Below are 18220 nucleotides of genomic sequence, written 5' to 3'. Positions count from 1 at the left end.
TGTGAGGAGTTCGACCATGACGACTGCCAACAACACTGCTGCCGTGGAAAAAGGCGATGCCGCCCTCGGCGCGCAACTGGTGCGTGACATCAGCCTGCCGGCGCTGGTGCTGCACCGCGAGGCGCTGGAGCACAACATCCGCTGGATGCAGACATTCGTCAGCGACAGCGGCGCCGAACTCGCGCCCCACGGCAAGACCAGCATGACCCCGGCGCTGTTTCGTCGTCAGCTCGACGCCGGCGCCTGGGGTATTACGCTGGCCAGCGCCACCCAGACCCGCGCCGCATACGCCCACGGCGTGCGCCGGGTGTTGATGGCCAACCAACTGGTCGGTACGCCGAACATGGCGTTGATCGCCGATCTGTTGGCGGCCGATTCGACCTTCGACTTCTATTGCATGGTCGATCACCCGGACAACGTCGCCGATCTGGGCGCTTACTTCGCGTCCCGTGGCGTGCGCCTGAACGTGATGATCGAGTACGGCGTGGTCGGCGGCCGTTGTGGTTGCCGCAGCGAACAGGAAGTCATCGAACTGGCCAAGGCCATCAGCGCGCAACCGGCGCTGGCCCTGACCGGTATCGAGGGTTACGAAGGCGTGATCCACGGCGATCACGCCGTCACCGGCATTCGTGAATTCGCCGCCTCGCTGGTGCGCCTCGCGGTGCAGTTGCAGGACAGCGGCGCGTTCGCCATCGCCAAGCCGATCATCACCGCATCGGGTTCGGCCTGGTACGACCTGATCGCCGAGTCGTTCGAAGCGCAGAACGCCGGCGGGCGTTTCCTCAGCGTGTTGCGTCCCGGCAGTTACGTGGCTCACGACCATGGCATTTATAAAGAGGCGCAGTGCTGCGTGCTCGACCGTCGCAGCGACCTGCATGAAGGCCTGCGCCCGGCGCTGGAAGTCTGGGCCCACGTGCAGTCGATGCCGGAGCCGGGGTTTGCGGTGATTGCCCTGGGCAAGCGTGACGTGGCGTTTGATGCCGGGATGCCGGTGCCATTGCTGCGTTACAAGGCCGGTGTGCTGCCGGCGGTGGGCGACGATGTCGGCGCCTGCAAGGTGACGGCGGTGATGGACCAGCACGCGTTCATGACCGTGGCACCGGGGGTGGAACTGCGCGTCGGCGACATCATTTCCTTCGGCACTTCGCACCCGTGCCTGACCTTCGACAAGTGGCGCGTAGGGCTGCTGGTGGACGAGCAGTTGTCGGTGATCGAAACCATGGAAACCTGTTTCTGATGAACACGCTCAGTCCCTTGGGTCCGAACACCCCGCGCATCGCCCTGATCGGCGAATGCATGATCGAGCTTCAACAACGTGCTGATGGCAGCCTGCAACAGAGCTTCGGCGGCGACACGCTGAACACGGCGGTGTATCTGTCCCGCGCCATGGGCGACAAGGCGCAGGTCGATTACGTCACGGCGTTGGGTGACGACAGCTTCAGTGACGCCATGTGCCGCAGTTGGGCCGCTGAAAACATTGGTCTGGATCTGGTCCAGCGCTTGCCCGGTCGTTTGCCGGGGCTGTATTGCATCCAGACTGATGCCGCCGGCGAACGGCGTTTTCTGTACTGGCGCAACGAGGCCGCTGTACGCGACTGTTTTACGACCCCGGCCGCCGCGCCGATTCTCGCGGCGTTGCCGGACTACGACGTGCTGTATTTCAGCGGTATCACGCTGGCGGTGCTCGGCGCACAGGGGCGGGAAAAGCTGATTCAGACCTTGATCGAAGCCCGTCAGCGCGATGCACGGATCGTCTTCGACAACAATTACCGGCCACGGCTGTGGGCCTCGGTAGAAGAGGCGCGGGCGGCGTATCGCAGCGTGCTGCCGCATGTCGATCTGGCGTTGCTGACGGTGGACGACGAGCAGGCGCTGTTCCATTTCGAGGACTGTGATGCGGTGTTTGAAGCGTACGCGCAGATCGGCACGCCGGAGGTTGTCCTCAAGCGCGGCGCTGAAGCCTGTCTGATCCGTTGCGACGGGGAAACGTTCGAAGTCCCGGCGCAGAAGGTCGAGAGAGTGGTGGACACCACGGCGGCGGGGGATTCGTTCAGTGCGGCGTATCTGGCCAGTCGCTTGTCGGGCGCAAGCCCTGCGCAGGCGGCGGAGGCTGGGCACCAGTTGGCCAGTCGGGTGATTCAGGTGCCTGGCGCACTGATCCCCAAAGAATGAATCCGATCTCTGAAGGCGCTGCCGACAGCCGCGCCTTCAGGGCACCGGATCAATCGCGGAAAAACACCTGCACCAGGTGATAGCCGAACTTGCTCTTGATCGGCCCGTGCACCGTGCGCAGCGGCTTCTTGAAGATCACTGCGTCGATCACGCCGACCATCTGCCCCGGCCGCACTTCACCCAGATCGCCGCCGCGCTTGCCGGACGGGCAGGTCGAGAATTTCTTCGCCAGTACATCGAACGCTTCACCGTTGGCGATGCGTTGTTTGAGTTTTTCAGCCTCTTCGGCGGTTTTCACCAGAATGTGGCGGGCTTGGGCTTTCATCGTGCAATACCTGTAGCGGGGTGACGGCGGGGCGCGGATTATGCCTCAAGTCACGGGTTTTGGCTGATCATCGTGCGGATCTTGCCCGCCAGAAGCTCAATGGAAAACGGCTTGGCCACCATGTCCATGCCGTCCTCCAGAAAACCCTGACGCTCGGCAGCTTTCTGCGCGTATCCGGTCATGAACAGCACTTTGAGCCCCGGACGATGCTGGCGGGCGATCTCCGCCAGTTGTCGGCCGTTCATGCCCGGCAACCCGACATCGGTCACCAGCAGATCAACACGCAGGTCGGATTCCAGCAGCGGCAAGGCACTTTTGGCGTCTTCGGCCTCATGGGCGCGATAACCCAATTCCTTGAGCAGGTCCATGACCAGCATGCGCACCGCCGGATCGTCCTCGACCACCACCACGGTTTCGCCGGTGGCGGCTGCCGGGGCCTCGGTCGTCGTTTCGATCACCGGCCGCTCCGGTTCCAGCGCGTACAAACGCGGCAAGTACAGGCGCACACAGGTGCCCTGGCCCGGCAGGCTGTCGAGGCTGACGTGCCCGCCGGTTTGTTGGGCAAAACCATAAATCATCGACAACCCGAGCCCCGTGCCCTGGCCGATCGGTTTGGTGGTGAAGAACGGGTCGAACGCCTTCGAGCGCACCGATGGCGTCATGCCGGTGCCGTTGTCACTCACCGCGAGCATCAGGTAATCGCCGGCCTTGACCGGTTCGAGGGTGGTGATGTCGTTGCCGTCGAGGTAGACGTTGGCGGTCTCGATCAGCAGTTCGCCACCGTCCGGCATGGCGTCGCGGGCGTTGATCACCAGATTGAGCAGGGCGTTTTCCAATTGGCTGACATCGGTGCTGACGGGCCAGACACTGTCGGCCAGGCGCAGAGTCAGTTCGATCGGATCGCCCTTGGTGCGGCGGATCAGGTCTTCCAGGGAGTGGATCAGCTCGTTGACGTTCAAGGTCTTGCGATCCAGCGACTGGCGCCGCGAAAACGCCAGTAAGCGGTGGGTCAACGCCGCGGCGCGATTGGCCGAGGACACCGCGGCATCGGTGAATCGACCGATTTCATCAGTACGGCCACTGGCGATATAGCGCTGCATCAGGTCGAGACTGCCGATGATTCCGGTCAGCATGTTGTTGAAGTCATGGGCGATGCCGCCGGTGAGCTGGCCGACCGCTTCCATTTTCTGCGCGTGACGCAGGGCGTCTTCGGCGCGTTCGCGTTCGAACATTTCGTTCTGCAAACGCTGGTTGGCCTGGGCCAGTTGCTCGGTGCGCGCACTCACGCGTTCCTCTAGGGTTTCATTGAGGTTGCGCAAGGCTTCTTCGGTCTTTTTACGTTCCGTCTCGTCGATCACGAAGATGTAGAAACCGTTCACCGCACCATCCGGGCCATGGCGTGGCAGGTAGTTCATCAGGGCGTGGCGCTGACTGCCATCGCGATGGGGTGTGTAAAGACTGAACGAGCAAGGGCGGCCGGCCAGTGCTTCGGCGATGTAGGGGGCACGCAGAAAGTAGGATTCTTCGCCGATCACTTCGCGGATCGTGCGTCCGTACAGCTCTTGCGGCGTCAGCCCGTACCAGTCCAGGTACGCAGCATTGTTCAGGCGAAAGCGTTCTTCGCGGTCGACGTAGCTGATCAGGATCGGCATTGCGTTGATGATCAGTTGCAGCTCGGTCTGGCTTTGCCGCAGTGCCTGTTCGGTGTGTTTGCGCTCGGTCAGGTCCAGCGCCGCGCCGAGAAAACGCATCGGCCGTCCGTGGTGATCCTTGTAGCAACGTCCGCGGGCAAATACCCAGCGCACCTCGCCATTGGTCTGCAACAGACGATATTCCTCGGCGTATTCGGTGCCATGGGTGATGCAGTGCTTGATGCTGCGGGCGATCAGCGCGCGGTCTTCCGGGTGCACGCCGTGCAGGTATTCACTGATGGGCAACTGACTGGCCCGAACCGGGTCGACACCGTGCAATTGGGCGAAATGGGCATCGGCGATAAAGCGATCTTCACCAATGTCCCAGTCCCAGGTGCCGACCGCATCGGTGGCCGCCAGCGCCAGTTGCAGGCGCTCTTCGCTTTCGCGCTGGGCCTTGAGGCTGTCTTCGGAACGTTGCTGCAGTTCCAGGGCAATGCGTCGGCGTTCGTTGGTTTCGATGGCGGTGACCAGAATGCCGGCCACTTGCGCGCTTTCGTCACGAATCGGGCTGTAGGTCAGGTCCAGCCAGAAGTCGGAATCCTTGCCGTCCCGTTGCAGGGTAAAGCGTCGTTCGCTGTAGGTTCGCACCTGGCCTTGTAGGACGGCGCTGTAAATCGGGTCGGTAAAGTCTCGAAGTTCCGGCCATATCTGGTGCGCCGGCTGTCCGAAAGCGTGTGGATGCTTGCTGCCGGCCAGCAGCGCAAAGCCGTTGTTATAGATCTGGGTAAGCTGCGGGCCCCACAACAACAGCATCGGCATCGGTGAATGAATCACGATGTCCACCGCGGTCCGCAGGCTCTGCGGCCAATTGTCGGCGCTGCCGAGCGGGCTGCGGCTCCAGTCGGTGCGGGCAATCAATGCCTGGGCGTCATCGGTGTGCGGTACAGCGTTCATCAAAGGGTCCTGAGCGTCGGTCGGTGAGGCGGCGTCTACTATCCTAGTGCGGTAGACGCTGTAAGGCCCGTCGCGTCACGACGCACGGTCTTAAGTTCATTGAAAGCTTCGCAGGTGCTTTTTGCCATGGAAATCGACGCACTGCTCAAACAACTGGCCAGCCGCCACGGTTCAGATCTGTTCCTGTCCACGGGGGCGCCACCCAGTGCGCGGTTCGATGGGGTGCTGACACCGTTGAACGAACAGCCGTTCAAGCCCGGCGAAGTGGCGACTGTCGCCGCCTCCCTGATGGACGCCGAGCAGCGCCGGGAGTTCGACCGGGATCTGGAAATGAACCTGGCGATTTCCCGAACCGGGATCGGTCGTTTCCGGGTCAACATCTTCAAACAGCGCAACGATGTGTCGATCGTGATCCGCAACGTCAAACTCGACATCCCCCGATTCGAAGACCTGAAGCTGCCGCCGGTACTGCTCGAAACGGTGATGCTCAAGCAGGGGCTTATCCTGTTTGTCGGCGCCACCGACTCGGGCAAGTCCACCTCGCTGGCAGCGCTGATCGATCATCGCAATCGCCACAGCAGCGGGCACATCATCACCATTGAAGACCCGGTGGAATACATCCATCGACACAAGAAATCGATCATCAACCAGCGAGAAGTCGGGGTCGATACCCGCAGTTTTCACGCGGCGCTGAAAAACACCCTGCGTCAGGCACCGGACGTGGTGCTGATCGGTGAAATCCGTGACCGCGAGACCATGGAACATGCGCTCGCATTCGCCGAAACCGGGCATCTGGTGTTGTCGACGTTGCATGCCAACAACGCCAATCAGGCGCTGGACCGGATCATCAATTTCTTCCCCGAAGAGCGCCGCGCGCAATTGCTGCATGCCTTGGGCAATCACCTGAAGGTGTTTGTATCCCAGCGTCTGGTGCGAACACGGGACGGGCAGCGGCGAGCGGCAGCAGAAGTGATGCTCGGGACGCCGACGATTGCCGATCTGATCCGGCGCAATGATTTCGGCGAACTGAAAATCATCATGGAAAAGTCGGCGGAACTGGGCATGCAGACCTTTGACGGTGCGCTGTTTGCACTGGTGGCGGAAGGGGTCATCGATGAAGACGAGGCCCTTAAAAACGCGGACTCGGTGAACAACCTGCGCCTGCGTCTGAAGCTGCACGCCGACACCATGCCGTCCCCACCACCATCGACTGGCGAGTGGGGACTGATGGATTGAGCCGGTTCAGTCCTGAAGCTCGACCCGATTGCGAAACTGCTCAAGCGCTTCAGGATTGGCCAGCGCATCGGTGTTTTTCACTGGCTCGCCATGCACCACATTGCGCACGGCCAGTTCCACCACTTTGCCGCTGATGGTGCGTGGAATGTCCGTGACCGCGACGATCTTCGCCGGTACATGGCGCGGTGTGGTGTTGGCGCGGATCACCTGACGGATCTGCTGTTGCAGCGCCTCATCCAGCGTTACACCCTCCTTGAGGCGCACGAACAGCACCACGCGCACGTCGTCCTGCCATTGTTGGCCGATGGCAACGCTGTCCAGTACCTCGGGGACTTTTTCCACCTGACGGTAGATTTCCGCTGTGCCGATGCGTACGCCGCCGGGGTTGAGCACTGCATCGGAGCGACCGTGGATCAACATCCCGCCGTGAGGCAACTGTTCGGCGTAGTCCCCCTGGGCCCAGACGCCGGGGAACTGGCTGAAGTAGGATTTGCGCAGCTTCTCGCCGTCCGGGTCATTCCACAATCCAATCGGCATCGCCGGGAATGGCCGGGTACACACCAGCTCGCCTTTTTCGCCGATCACCGGTTGCCCGGCGTCGTTCCACACTTCGACCGCCATGGCCAGGCTCTTGCCCATGATCTCGCCCCGGCGTACCGCTGACATCGGGTTGCCGTTGACGAAGCAGGACACGATGTCCGTACCACCGGACATCGAGGACAGGCAAACGTCGGGTTTGAAGTCGCGATAGACGAAGTCGTAACTCTGCGGCGACAACGCGGAACCGGTGCAGAGCAAGGTTTTCAGGTGACTCAGGTCATGGCTTTCTTGCGGCTTGATGCCACTGCTTTCCAGGGTCGCAAGGAATTTCGGGCTGGTGCCGAACACGCTGACTTGTTCGTCATCAAGCAGCTCCAGCAATCGCTGGTTGTCCGGATAAAACGGTGAGCCGTCATACAGCACCACTGCGCTGCCGACCGCCAGTGCGGACACCAGCCAGTTCCACATCATCCAGCCGCAGGTGGTGTAGTAGAACAAACGGTCGCCGGGCCCCAGATCGACATGTAACCCGTGCTCCTTGGCGTGTTGCAGCAGTACGCCGCCCGTGCTGTGGACGATGCACTTCGGCACGCCGGTAGTGCCGCTGGAATACAGCACATACAGCGGATGGGCGAATGGCACCGGGACGAACTGCGGTTCATCGCCCGGTTCATAGAAGTCGTCCCACAACGTGACGTTGGCGGGCGTCCGGTAATCCGTGGCATGGGCGTGAGGGCGTGCGTACGGCACAATGATCAGCTGCTGCAAGGTCGGCAGCTGCTCGAGGATTTCGTTGATCTTGACGGTCTGGTCGATTTCTTTGCCGGCGTAACGGTAGCCGGCGCAGGTGATCAGCACTTTCGGCTCGATCTGGCCAAAGCGGTCGATTACGCCGTGGGTGCCAAAGTCCGGTGAGGAACATGACCAGATCGCGCCGAGACTGGTGGTCGCCAGCATCGCCACCAGGGTTTGCCAGGTGTTGGGCATGCACGCCGCGACCCGGTCGCCGAGCACGACACCGGCCGCTTGCAGGCTGGCCTGGAACCCGGCGACTTGCTGGGCCAGTTCGGCCCAGGTCAACAATTCACGCTGGCCGTTTTCCGCGATGGCAATCACGGCGACGGCATCGTCCCGTCGACTCAACAGGTGTTCGGCGAAGTTCAGGGTGGCGCCGGGAAACCATGCGGCGCCCGGCATCTGCAGGCCCTCACGCAAAACGGCATCGGGCTGGGTGTGAAAGCAGATACCGAAGAAATCCACGATTGCTTGCCAAAAGGCTTCGCGCTGGTCGATGGACCATTGGTGCAGGGCAGGGTAGTCGTCGAGGTGCAGATGATGGCGCTGATTGATGAAACGCCGGAAGCCGTCCATGCGGGACCGGGCAATGCGTTTGGCATCGGGCTGCCAGAGGATGTCGGACATGGTTTGCCTCTTATTGTTTGTCAGAAAGCTCCCACTGCAATGTGGGAGCGTTCAGTTGAACGTTTACTGCGCGAGCCACCCGCCATCGATATTCCACGCGGCGCCACGCACCTGACTGCCGGCCTCGCTGCACAGAAACAGCACCAGTTCACCCAGGTGCGCCGGCGTGACGAACTCCAGCGACGGCTGTTTCTCGGCGAGCAGGTCGTGCTGCGCCTGCTGCGGGTCGACACCTTTGGCCGCGCGATCATCGATCTGTTTCTGCACCAGAGGCGTCAGTACCCAGCCCGGGCAGATGGCGTTGCAAGTGACATTGCTGGCGGCGGTTTCCAGGCCGACCACCTTGGTCAGGCCGATCACGCCATGCTTGGCCGCTACATACGCGGCCTTGCCGGTGGAACCCACCAGACCGTGTACTGAGGCAATGTTGACGATCCGTCCCCAGCCCTTGTCGCGCATGCCCGGCAGGCTCAGGCGGGTGCTGTGAAACACCGACGACAGGTTGATGGCGATGATCGAGTCCCAACGTTCCACCGGAAACTCTTCAACCGCCGCGACGTGCTGGATGCCGGCGTTGTTGACCAGAATGTCCACGCCACCGAACTCGCGCTCGGCGTAGGCGATCATGTCGGCGATCTGTTCAGGGCTGCTGACATCTGCCGGGTGATGGCCGACCTTGCCGCCGAACTGCTCGACTTCGGCAATCACCTTCGAAGCATCGCCAAAGCCGTTGAGGATCAGGTTGGCGCCGGCCTTGGCCAACGTCAGCGCGATGCCCAGTCCGATGCCGCTGGTGGAGCCGGTGACCAGTGCGGTCTTGCCAGAAAGAGTCGTCATGAATACCTCACACAATGCCAGTGGCGTAGAAAGTGCCGATTACCACGAAAACCGCCAGGGTCTTGATCAGCGTAATACAGAAAATGTCCTTGTAGGCCTCACGGTGGGTCAGGCCGGTAACGGCGAGCAGGGTGATCACCGCGCCGTTGTGCGGCAGGGTGTCCATGCCGCCGCTGGCCATGGCGGCCACCCGGTGCAGCACTTCCAGCGGAATGTTGGCGGCGTGGGCGGCGCTGATGAACTGCTCGGACATCGCCGCCAGAGCGATGCTCATGCCGCCCGAGGCGGAACCGGTGATACCGGCCAGCAGGGTCACGGTGATCGCTTCGTTGACCAGCGGATTGGGAATGCTCTTGAGCCAGTCGGCCAGCACCAGAAAACCTGGCAGCGAGGCGATGACCGCGCCGAAACCGTATTCAGACGCCGTGTTCATCGCCGCCAGCAGTGCACCGCTGACCGCGCTTTTGCTGCCTTCGGCAAGCTTGCTGCGAATCGCCTGAAAACCGAACGCCAGCACCATCAGGATGCCCACCAGCAAGGCTGCCTGCACCGCCCAGATCGCCGTGAGTTTGGCGATCTCGGTGGTCACCGGCGCGGCCATGCCCGGCAGCGCGAGGCTGTGGGTCTTGCCGTACCACTGCGGAATCCACTGGGTGAACAGCAGATTCATGATGCCCACCGCCAGCAGTGGCGACAGCGCCAGCCACGGGTTCGGCAGCTTCAGATCTTCGGCAGTTTCCGGTTCATTGCGCAGTTCGGTGCCATAGCCTTCGCCGGCGCGCTGAGCCTTGTTGCGTTGACGCTGCAAGAACAGCATGCCGGCGCAGAACACGAAAATCGTGCCGATCAGGCCCAACCAGGGCGCCGCCCACGCGGTGGTGTTGAAGAAGGTGCTGGGAATGATGTTCTGGATCTGTGGTGTGCCGGGCAGGGCGTCCATGGTGAACGAGAACGCGCCGAGGGCGATGGTCGCCGGGATCAGGCGCTTGGGAATGTTGCTCTGGCGGAACATTTCCGCTGCGAACGGATAGACCGCAAACACCACCACGAACAGCGATACGCCGCCGTAGGTGAGCAGGGCGCAGACCAGCACGATCACCAGCATCGCCTGACGGGTGCCGAGCAAGCGAATGGCTGCCGCGACAATCGAACGGGAGAAACCCGACAGCTCGATCAGCTTGCCGAACACGGCGCCGAGCAGGAATACGGGAAAGTAGAGTTTGATGAAGCCGACCATTTTCTCCATGAACACCCCGGTGAAGGCTGGGGCGACGGCGGACGGGTCGGTGAGCAGGACGGCGCCGAGGGCGGCGATCGGGGCAAAAAGGATAACGCTGTAGCCACGGTAGGCCGCGAGCATCAGCAGCGCGAGGGCTGCCAAGGCGATGATCACACTCATGGTGTGCTCCTTCGATTGTTATTTTTGTGGGTGAAACGGGTGTGGGAAGGGGCTTTAGCGAGAACTGTGCCAGTTGGTTAAGTTACTGAAATATATGGATTTAATTTGATTTCGGTTATCGATTTTGAAGGTTTTGTCTCTGTTTTGAGACTTTTATGTCTGGGCGGGCGACTTCGCGGGCAAGCCCGCTCTCACAGTTGGACGTTTTTCCCTGTGGGAGTGAGCCTGCTCGCGAAGTTTTCGATCTCGTCCCTTTATGGAGATTTGTGTCTCTCTATTGAGACTCAGCAATCCCCAGCGCAATCATCTTCTTGTACAGCGTCGAACGCCCAAGCCCCAAACGCTCAGCCGCCTCAATCACCTTGCCCCCGCATTGCGCGAGGGTCGATTGAATCAACTGCCGGTCAAAACGCTCCCGAGCCTGGCTGAAGGTCTCGTTGCCTGTTGGCTCTGACACTGACGTCGATGCCCGCTCGACCGGCGTAAACGTACCAATCGCCGTGCGAATGTCGCTCGCTGTCAGCATCAAGTCATCACTGAGCAACGCCGCTCGTTCCAGCACGTTGCGCAACTCGCGAATGTTCCCCGGCCAGGCGTGCTGCCCCAGCAGCTCCAGGGCTTCGCGATTGAGTTCATGCTGGCTGCGCAGCTCTTCAAGAATCGCCTCACTGAGTGCCGGCAGATCGTCCAGACGCTCACGCAGCGGCGGCACCTGAATCGGCAGTACATTGAGCCGGTAGTACAAGTCGGCGCGGAACTCACCGCGCTTGATCGCCGCCTCCAGATCCGTCGACGTCGCGGCAATCACCCGCACATCGCTCTGGATCACGTCGTTGGAACCTACGGGTTCGAATTCTTTTTCCTGAAGCACCCGCAACAACTTGCTTTGCAGTGGCAGCGGCATGTCGCCGATTTCGTCGAGAAACAGCGTCCCGCCCTGAGCAATCTGCAATTTGCCGGTGCGGCCCTTGCGGTCTGCACCGGTGAAGGCGCCGGGCGCGGTGCCGAAGAACTCGGCTTCGAGCAGCGCTTCGGGAATCGCCGCACTGTTGATGCTTACGAACGCCTTGTGCGCTCGGGGTGAAGCGCCGTGGATCGCCTGGGCCAGCAATTCCTTGCCGCTGCCGGTCTCGCCCAGCAGCAGAACCGGTGACTCCGCACTCGCGCTGCGGCGGGCACGGCGTTTGACTTCCAGGCTGGCCGCGCTGGTGCCGATGAAGTGGGCGAAGTTGTATTTGGTCTGGCGGGCGCGCAGCAGCGAACGGGTCGAGGCCAGTTCTTCCTGCATGCTCAGGTAGCGCTTGAGCATCGGCGACAGGCTGCGCAGTTCATCGAACAGGGCGAAGCCGATGGCGCCGATCACCGATCCGGCGTCGTCATGGATCGGCAGGCGCATCACCACCAGCGGCTCTTTCGGCGTGTCCTGCATGTCCAGCAGAATCGGTCGCCCGGTGCGCACCACTTCACGCAGCAGACTGCCCGGAATCACGCTTTCGCAAGGTTTGCCGATGGCTCCGGCCGCAGAGTCGAGCCCGAAGCGCCGGGCATAGCGCTCGTTCATCCAGACGATGTTGGCGTCGCGGTCGACAATCACCGTGCCTTCGCTCGATTGCTCGATGATCTCGAACAACGAACGGATCGCCAGCGTGCGAACCCGTTGGTAATCCTTGAGGCTTTCAGTGGTGTTCATGGCGGCGTCCATTGGCGGAAGTCAGGTGGCGCGATTATGCCTATCCCGGATGCGCCGCCGCCAACAGCTCTTTGGTATAGGGATGCTGCGGCGAGTCGAACACGTCGTGACTGGCGCCACGTTCGACCACTTTGCCGTCCTTGATCACGATCATGTCGTGGGCCAGTGCCCTGACCACCGCCAGGTCGTGGCTGATGAACAGGTACGTCAGGCCATGTTTTTCCTGAAGCTGGCGGAGCAGGGCGACCACCTGTTTCTGCACGGTGCGATCCAGCGCTGAGGTCGGCTCGTCGAGCAGGATCAGCGCCGGTTTGAGCACCAGTGCCCGGGCAATGGCGATGCGCTGACGCTGGCCACCGGAAAATTCGTGGGGGTAGCGATGACGGCTGTCGGGGTCGAGGCCGACTTCCTTGAGCACACGGATCACCTGGGCGTCGCACTCGTCGGCGGTGGACTGGCAGTGTACCTCCAGCCCTTCGCTGATGATCTGTGCCACCGACATGCGCGGGCTGAGGCTGCCGAAGGGGTCTTGAAACACCACCTGCATCTGCCGGCGCCACGGGCGCATTTGCTTCTGGTTCAGGTCATCGAGGGACTGGCCCTGAAAGCGGATGCTGCCTTCGGAATCGAGTAAGCGCAGGATTGCCTGACCCAGCGTTGACTTGCCCGAGCCGGATTCACCGACGATGCCCAACGTTTTGCCACGCTGGATGTTCAGGCTGATACCGTCAACGGCACGCAGGTATTGCTTGCGCTGGAACAGCCCGCCGCCGACCGCGAAGTCGACCCGCAGATCTTCAACTTCCAGCACGTTTTCCCGTTCATCCCGGGGAAGCGCTTCACCCTCAGGTTCAGCATTGAGCAACACGCAGCTATAGGGGTGTTTCGGCTCTGTAAACAGGGTTTCGCACGGTGCCTGCTCGACGATTTCCCCGGCCTTCATCACGCACACCCGCTGGGCGATGCTGCGCACCAGATTGAGATCGTGGCTGATCAGCAGCAGCGACATCCCAAGCCGTTGTTGCAGGGATTTGAGCAGCACCAGAATCTTGCGCTGCACGGTGACGTCCAGGGCCGTGGTCGGCTCGTCGGCGATCAACAGTTCCGGTTCGCAGGCCAGGGCCATGGCGATCATGACGCGTTGTCGCTGGCCGCCGGACAATTGGTGGGGGTAAGCCTTCAACCGTTCTTTCGGTTTCTGGATGCCAACCAGTTCGAGTAGTTCGAGAATGCGTTTCTGCGCCTCTTTGCCGCCCAGGCCTCGGTGCAGCAGCAGGGTTTCGCCAATCTGCTTTTCGATGGTGTGCAGCGGGTTGAGCGAGGTCATTGGCTCCTGGAAGATCATCGCGATGCGGTTGCCCCGCAAGTCGCGCAAGGTCTTGGGATCAGCTCCCACCAGCTCCTGGCCGCGATAGCGAATGCTGCCGGTGGTCTGGGCTTCGCTGTCCGGGAGCAGTTGCAGGATCGAGTGGGCTGTCACCGATTTGCCCGACCCCGACTCGCCGACCAGTGCCAGACACTCGCCGGGGCGGATGTCCAGGCACAGATTGCGCACCGCGGTCTGGCCATTGAAGGCGACGCTGAGGTCACGGATTTCGATCAGGTTGTCAGTCATTTCAAGGATCCGTTCATGAGCGCGGGTCAAAGGCATCGCGCAACGCTTCGCCGATGAATACCAACAAGGACAGAATCAACGCGAGGGTGAAAAACGCCGTCAATCCCAGCCACGGTGCTTGCAGGTTCTGTTTGCCCTGGCCGATCAACTCGCCCAGCGACGCACTGCCGGCGGGCATGCCGAAACCCAGGAAATCCAGCGCGGTCAGGGTGGAGATCGCGCCGGTCAGAATGAACGGCAGGTAGCTCAACGTGGCATTCATCGCATTGGGCAGGATGTGCCGGAAGATCACCTTGCGGTCGGTCAGGCCCAGCGCCCGCGCAGCCTTGACGTATTCGAGGTTGCGCCCGCGCAGGAATTCGGCCCGCACCACATCCACCAGCGCCAGCCATGAAAACAGTGCCATGATCCCCAGCAGCCACCAGAAGTTCGGCTCGACAAACCCCGACAGAATGATCAGCAGGTACAGCACCGGCAGCCCCGACCAGACTTCGAGCAGACGCTGACCGAGCAAGTCGATCCAGCCACCGTAATAGCCTTGCAGGGCGCCGGCCGCGATGCCGATCAGGGCGCTGACGAAGGTCAGCATCAGCGCGAACAGGATCGACACCCGCGCGCCGAAAATCACCCGTGCCAGCACGTCCCGCGCCTGATCGTCGGTGCCCAGCCAGTTGACCGAAGTCGGTGGGCTCGGCGCCGGTTTGTTGAGGTCGTAGTTCGGTGTGTCATCACTGAACGGGATCGGCGGAAACAGCAACCAGCCACCGTCCTTGCGAATCAGGTTCTGGACGTAGTCGCTGCGGTAATCGGCCTGGAACGGCAACTGGCCGCCAAATTCCTGTTCGGTGTGGCGCTTGAACACCGGGAAGTACCACTGGCCCTGATAGCTGACGACCAGCGGTTTGTCGTTGGCGATCAGTTCGCCACCGAGGCTGATCACGAACAGACCAATGAACAACCACAGCGACCACCAGCCCCGACGGTTTTTCTTGAAGCGTTCGAAACGGCGACGGCCCAGAGGCGAGAGCTTGAACATCAGGCATTCCTCGCGGCGAAGTCGATGCGCGGATCGACCAGCGTGTAGCACAGGTCGCCGATCAGTTTTATCAGGAGGCCGAACAGGGTGAAGATGAACAGCGACCCAAACACCACTGGATAGTCGCGGGACACGGCCGCTTCGTAGCTCATGCGCCCGAGGCCGTCGAGGGAGAAGATCACCTCGATCAGCAACGAGCCGGCGAAGAACACACTGATGAACGCCTGGGGAATGCCCGACACCACCAGCAACATCGCGTTGCGAAATACATGGCCATACAGCACCCGGCGTTCGCTCAGGCCTTTGGCGCGAGCGGTGACCACGTACTGACGGGTGATTTCATTGAGGAACGAGTTCTTGGTGAGAATGGTCAGGGTCGCGAAGCCACCAATCACCAGTGCAGTGACCGGCAGAACAAGGTGCCAGAAGTAGTCGGCAATTTTGCCCAGGGTCGACAGCGATTCGAAGTTGTCCGAGACCAACCCACGCACCGGAAACCAGTTCAGCGACGTACCGCCGGCAAACACAACGATCAGAAACATCGCGAACAGAAACGCCGGCATCGCGTAACCGATGATGATCGCCGTACTGCTCCAGATATCGAAATGACTGCCGTGGTGCACGGCTTTGCGAATGCCCAGCGGGATCGACACCAGATAGGTGATCAGCGTCGCCCACAACCCGAGGGAAATGGTCACCGGCATTTTCTGCAGGATCAGGTCGGTAACCGTGGCGCCCCGGAAAAAGCTCTTGCCGAAATCCAGCTGCGCATAGTTCTTGAGCATCAGCCACAGGCGTTCATGGGCCGGTTTGTCGAAGCCGTACTGTTTTTCGATGTCCTTGATCAGCTGCGGATCAAGGCCCCGGCTGGCGCGGGAGGTGCTGCTCATGGTTTCGCTTGCACCGCCGCCGACATTGGCGCCACCGATGCCTTGCAAATGAGCGATGGCCTGTTCCACCGGACCGCCAGGGGCGGCCTGGATGATCACGAAGTTGACCAGCAGAATGATCACCAGCGTCGGAATGATCAGCAGCAGGCGCCGCAGTATGTAAGCCCACATCAGTGCGGCCCTCCGGGTCTGCCACGGCTGATCTTCTCGGCCGTCATCTGCTGGTTGGTCAGCGGCGTGCTGCTGATTTCCCACCAGCTCTCGATCGCTTCGTCATTGCTCGCCTGCACGGTCGGGATGCCGAAGCGGTTCCACCAGACGGTCGAGGTGCCGGGCGGGTAATAATTGGGGATCCAGTAGTAGTTCCATTGCAGCACCCGGTCCAGCGCGTGGGCGTAATGCAGCATATCTGGCTGGGTCGAGGCGCGGATCAGACCGTTGATCAAGGTGTCGACTGCCGGGTTTTTCAGCACCATATAGTTGTTGGCGCCGGGATCGTTGGCCGAGGCGGACCCGAAGTAGTTGAGCAGTTCCCCACCGGGTGAGGTGGTGACCGGGTAGCCCGTGACAATCATGTCGTAATCGCGGCTCATCAGCCGGTTGACGTATTGCGAGGAGTCGATGCGGCGGATATCGAGGTTGATGCCGATCTGTTTCAGCGTGCGCTTGTAGGGCAACAGCAGGCGATCCATGCCGTTCTGGCTGACCAGGAAGGTGAAGCTCAGCGGCTCGCCCTGCGCGTTGACCAATTGGTCGCCGTCGGGTTTCCAGCCAGCCTGTTCCAGCAGCTCCAGTGCCTGAAGCTGCTTGTCACGGATCAGGCCGCTGCCGTCGGTTTTCGGTGCCTCGAAGACCTTCGTGAATACCTCGTCGGGGATTTGTCCGCGCAGTGGTTCAAGGATCTTCAGTTCGGCGGCGTCTGGCAGTTCACTGGCCGCGAGGGCGCTGTTGGAAAAGTAACTCTGCTGGCGGATGTACATGTTGCGCATCATCTGCCGGTTGCTCCATTCGAAGTCCCAGAGCATGGCCAGGGACTGACGTACGCGGCGGTCCTGGAACATCGGTTTTTGCAGGTTGAACACGAAGCCCTGGGCCGATTGCGGCGCCTCGGTTGCCAGGTGAGCCTTCTGCAGGCGCCCGTCGCTCAGGGCCGGGCTGTCGTAGCCGATCGAGTAGCCGGTAGCGGAAAATTCGCGGTTGTAGTCGTAGGCGCCGCCGCGCAACACCTGGCGGGCGACATCGGTGTCGCCGAAGTACTCGATGCTGAAGTGATCGAAATTGTAGAGCCCGCGGCTGACCGGCAAGTCCTTGCCCCACCAGTCGCCATTGCGCTCGAAGGTGATACTGCGTCCGGAGTCGACTTTTCCGACTCGGTACGGGCCGCTGCCCAGCGGAGGTTCATAGCCGCCACCGCCAGCAAAATCCCGAGTCTTCCACCAGTGCTCGGGAAACACCGGCAGGGTTGCGATATCCAGCGGCAGGGTGCGGTTTTCATTACTCTTGAAATCGAAGCGCACGGTGAGCGGCGCCTCGACTTCGACGCCTTTGACGTCGGCGAACTGGGTGCGATAGCGCAGGCTGCCCTGGGTCATCAGCAAATCGTAGGTGTAGCGCACGTCTTCGGCGGTGATCGGTTTGCCGTCGGCGAAGCGAGCCTTGGGGTTGATGAAGAAGCGCAGGGACAGGCCGTCCTCGGAACGCTCCATCTTTTGTGCCACCAGTCCGTAGACGGTGTAGGGCTCGTCCATCGAGCGCTGGGCCAGCGGGGAATACAGCAGGCCATCGATCTGGGTGACGCCGATGCCTTTGTCGATGTAGGGCAGGACATGGTCGAAGTGACCGATTTCGATCGCCGAGCGGCGCATCGTTCCGCCCTTGGGGGCCTGCGGATTGGTGTAGTCGAAGTGACTGAAATTGGCCGGATACTTTGCCGGTTCGCCGTAAACGGTCAAAGCATGCTGCGGTGCAGCGCTCACACCGGCGGCGCTCATCAGCAGAGCCACGGCAGTGAACATCAAAGTGGAGAAAGCCAGTCGCATTGTCAGCCTTAGAGCCGGGTAATCGATAAGCGCAATTTGTACGCGAGCGCAGCGCTGTTCGCCAGTCGCGTGGTGTAACCAAAACACAACGGCCCGCCATCTGGCGGGCCGTTACACAGCTCAGCGGACGAAGGATCAGTCCTGACGGCTGGTGACTTCCAGCAGGTGATAACCGAACTGGGTCTTGACCGGGCCCTGGACGACATTGATCGGGGCGCTGAAAACCACGGTATCGAATTCCTTGACCATCTGGCCCGGGCCGAACGAGCCCAGATCACCGCCCTGACGGCTGGACGGGCAGGTGGAGTTGGCTTTGGCGACTTCAGCGAAATCGGCGCCGGCTTCGATCTGGGCCTTGAGTTCGTTGCACTTGTCTTCGCTGGAAACCAGGATGTGGCGGGCGGTGGCTTTAGCCATGGGAAAAATCTCCA

General features: G+C 61.4%; 14 protein-coding genes. 3 read left to right on the top strand and 11 right to left on the bottom strand.

The annotated features are described in order from the left end of the window. Positions 1–16: 16 nt before the first annotated feature. The gene (locus AC1RMX_RS06600) at positions 17–1237 is read left to right on the top strand and encodes an amino acid deaminase (protein WP_493071128.1); all 1221 of its coding nucleotides are present in this window, start codon (positions 17–19) and stop codon (positions 1235–1237) included. Next, complete coding sequence (gene kdgK, locus AC1RMX_RS06595) at positions 1237–2172, top strand: 2-dehydro-3-deoxygluconokinase (protein ID WP_493071126.1); 936 nt, start codon at positions 1237–1239, stop codon at positions 2170–2172. The genes AC1RMX_RS06600 and kdgK overlap by 1 nt, the downstream gene beginning before the upstream one ends. 49 nt (positions 2173–2221) lie before the next feature. Here the strand turns inward: kdgK and AC1RMX_RS06590 are convergent, their stop codons facing one another. Continuing rightward, positions 2222–2497: a peptidylprolyl isomerase gene (locus tag AC1RMX_RS06590; RefSeq protein WP_096821583.1), complete on the bottom strand. Its 276-nt coding sequence runs from the start codon at positions 2495–2497 to the stop codon at positions 2222–2224. A 50-nt stretch (positions 2498–2547) separates the two neighbouring features. After that, on the bottom strand, positions 2548–5085 hold the full coding sequence (locus AC1RMX_RS06585) for a PAS domain-containing hybrid sensor histidine kinase/response regulator (RefSeq protein WP_493071124.1): 2538 nt from the start codon (positions 5083–5085) through the stop codon (positions 2548–2550). Between the two features lie 126 nt (positions 5086–5211). On the opposite strand from AC1RMX_RS06585, the gene AC1RMX_RS06580 reads away from it, so the two are divergent. Continuing rightward, complete coding sequence (locus tag AC1RMX_RS06580) at positions 5212–6321, top strand: PilT/PilU family type 4a pilus ATPase (protein WP_493071122.1); 1110 nt, start codon at positions 5212–5214, stop codon at positions 6319–6321. Between the two features lie 6 nt (positions 6322–6327). Here AC1RMX_RS06580 and AC1RMX_RS06575 read toward each other — a convergent pair whose 3' ends face one another. The 9 genes from AC1RMX_RS06575 to AC1RMX_RS06535 all read right to left on the bottom strand — a co-directional run bounded on the left by AC1RMX_RS06575 (position 6328) and on the right by AC1RMX_RS06535 (position 18206). Beyond that, on the bottom strand, positions 6328–8283 hold the full coding sequence (locus tag AC1RMX_RS06575) for an acetoacetate--CoA ligase (RefSeq protein ID WP_493071120.1): 1956 nt from the start codon (positions 8281–8283) through the stop codon (positions 6328–6330). A 63-nt stretch (positions 8284–8346) separates the two neighbouring features. Beyond that, positions 8347–9120, bottom strand: coding sequence for a 3-hydroxybutyrate dehydrogenase (gene hbdH, locus AC1RMX_RS06570; protein WP_493071118.1), 774 nt, complete (start codon positions 9118–9120; stop codon positions 8347–8349). 7 nt (positions 9121–9127) lie between these two features. Then, on the bottom strand, positions 9128–10519 hold the full coding sequence (locus AC1RMX_RS06565) for a GntP family permease (RefSeq protein WP_192558129.1): 1392 nt from the start codon (positions 10517–10519) through the stop codon (positions 9128–9130). A gap of 274 nt (positions 10520–10793) precedes the next feature. Further along, positions 10794–12209 (bottom strand): sigma-54 interaction domain-containing protein, encoded by a 1416-nt coding sequence (locus AC1RMX_RS06560; RefSeq protein ID WP_096821575.1) that lies wholly within the window; start codon positions 12207–12209, stop codon positions 10794–10796. 40 nt (positions 12210–12249) lie between these two features. After that, positions 12250–13824: an ABC transporter ATP-binding protein gene (locus AC1RMX_RS06555; RefSeq protein ID WP_493071115.1), complete on the bottom strand. Its 1575-nt coding sequence runs from the start codon at positions 13822–13824 to the stop codon at positions 12250–12252. 13 nt (positions 13825–13837) lie between these two features. Next, positions 13838–14860, bottom strand: a complete 1023-nt coding sequence (locus tag AC1RMX_RS06550; protein ID WP_102622254.1) for an ABC transporter permease — start codon at positions 14858–14860, stop codon at positions 13838–13840. Further along, complete coding sequence (locus tag AC1RMX_RS06545; protein WP_249485914.1) at positions 14860–15921, bottom strand: microcin C ABC transporter permease YejB; 1062 nt, start codon at positions 15919–15921, stop codon at positions 14860–14862. Before AC1RMX_RS06545 ends, AC1RMX_RS06550 begins: the two co-directional genes overlap by 1 nt. After that, entirely contained in the window at positions 15921–17789 is a 1869-nt protein-coding gene (locus tag AC1RMX_RS06540; RefSeq protein WP_493071112.1) for an extracellular solute-binding protein, read from the bottom strand. Before AC1RMX_RS06540 ends, AC1RMX_RS06545 begins: the two co-directional genes overlap by 1 nt. A gap of 135 nt (positions 17790–17924) precedes the next feature. Further along, positions 17925–18206 carry a peptidylprolyl isomerase gene (locus AC1RMX_RS06535; RefSeq protein WP_041478733.1) on the bottom strand — a complete coding sequence of 94 codons (282 nt, stop codon included), beginning with the start codon at positions 18204–18206 and terminating at the stop codon, positions 17925–17927. Positions 18207–18220: the final 14 nt, after the last annotated feature.

It is taken from the genome of Pseudomonas sp. GW822-FHT03F04 (genome assembly GCF_058801405.1).
This window is presented reverse-complemented; position numbering and strand designations above follow the sequence as displayed.

Coding starts and splice junctions, on each gene's coding strand:
- AC1RMX_RS06585 (WP_493071124.1), bottom strand. CDS start 5,085: ATGAACGCTGTACCGCACACCGATGACGCCCAGGCATTGATTGCCCGC.
- AC1RMX_RS06600 (WP_493071128.1), top strand. CDS start 17: ATGACGACTGCCAACAACACTGCTGCCGTGGAAAAAGGCGATGCCGCC.
- AC1RMX_RS06590 (WP_096821583.1), bottom strand. CDS start 2,497: ATGAAAGCCCAAGCCCGCCACATTCTGGTGAAAACCGCCGAAGAGGCT.
- hbdH (WP_493071118.1), bottom strand. CDS start 9,120: ATGACGACTCTTTCTGGCAAGACCGCACTGGTCACCGGCTCCACCAGC.
- AC1RMX_RS06560 (WP_096821575.1), bottom strand. CDS start 12,209: ATGAACACCACTGAAAGCCTCAAGGATTACCAACGGGTTCGCACGCTG.
- AC1RMX_RS06535 (WP_041478733.1), bottom strand. CDS start 18,206: ATGGCTAAAGCCACCGCCCGCCACATCCTGGTTTCCAGCGAAGACAAG.
- AC1RMX_RS06575 (WP_493071120.1), bottom strand. CDS start 8,283: ATGTCCGACATCCTCTGGCAGCCCGATGCCAAACGCATTGCCCGGTCC.
- AC1RMX_RS06565 (WP_192558129.1), bottom strand. CDS start 10,519: ATGAGTGTGATCATCGCCTTGGCAGCCCTCGCGCTGCTGATGCTCGCG.
- AC1RMX_RS06555 (WP_493071115.1), bottom strand. CDS start 13,824: ATGACTGACAACCTGATCGAAATCCGTGACCTCAGCGTCGCCTTCAAT.
- AC1RMX_RS06545 (WP_249485914.1), bottom strand. CDS start 15,921: ATGTGGGCTTACATACTGCGGCGCCTGCTGCTGATCATTCCGACGCTG.
- kdgK (WP_493071126.1), top strand. CDS start 1,237: ATGAACACGCTCAGTCCCTTGGGTCCGAACACCCCGCGCATCGCCCTG.
- AC1RMX_RS06580 (WP_493071122.1), top strand. CDS start 5,212: ATGGAAATCGACGCACTGCTCAAACAACTGGCCAGCCGCCACGGTTCA.
- AC1RMX_RS06550 (WP_102622254.1), bottom strand. CDS start 14,860: ATGTTCAAGCTCTCGCCTCTGGGCCGTCGCCGTTTCGAACGCTTCAAG.
- AC1RMX_RS06540 (WP_493071112.1), bottom strand. CDS start 17,789: ATGCGACTGGCTTTCTCCACTTTGATGTTCACTGCCGTGGCTCTGCTG.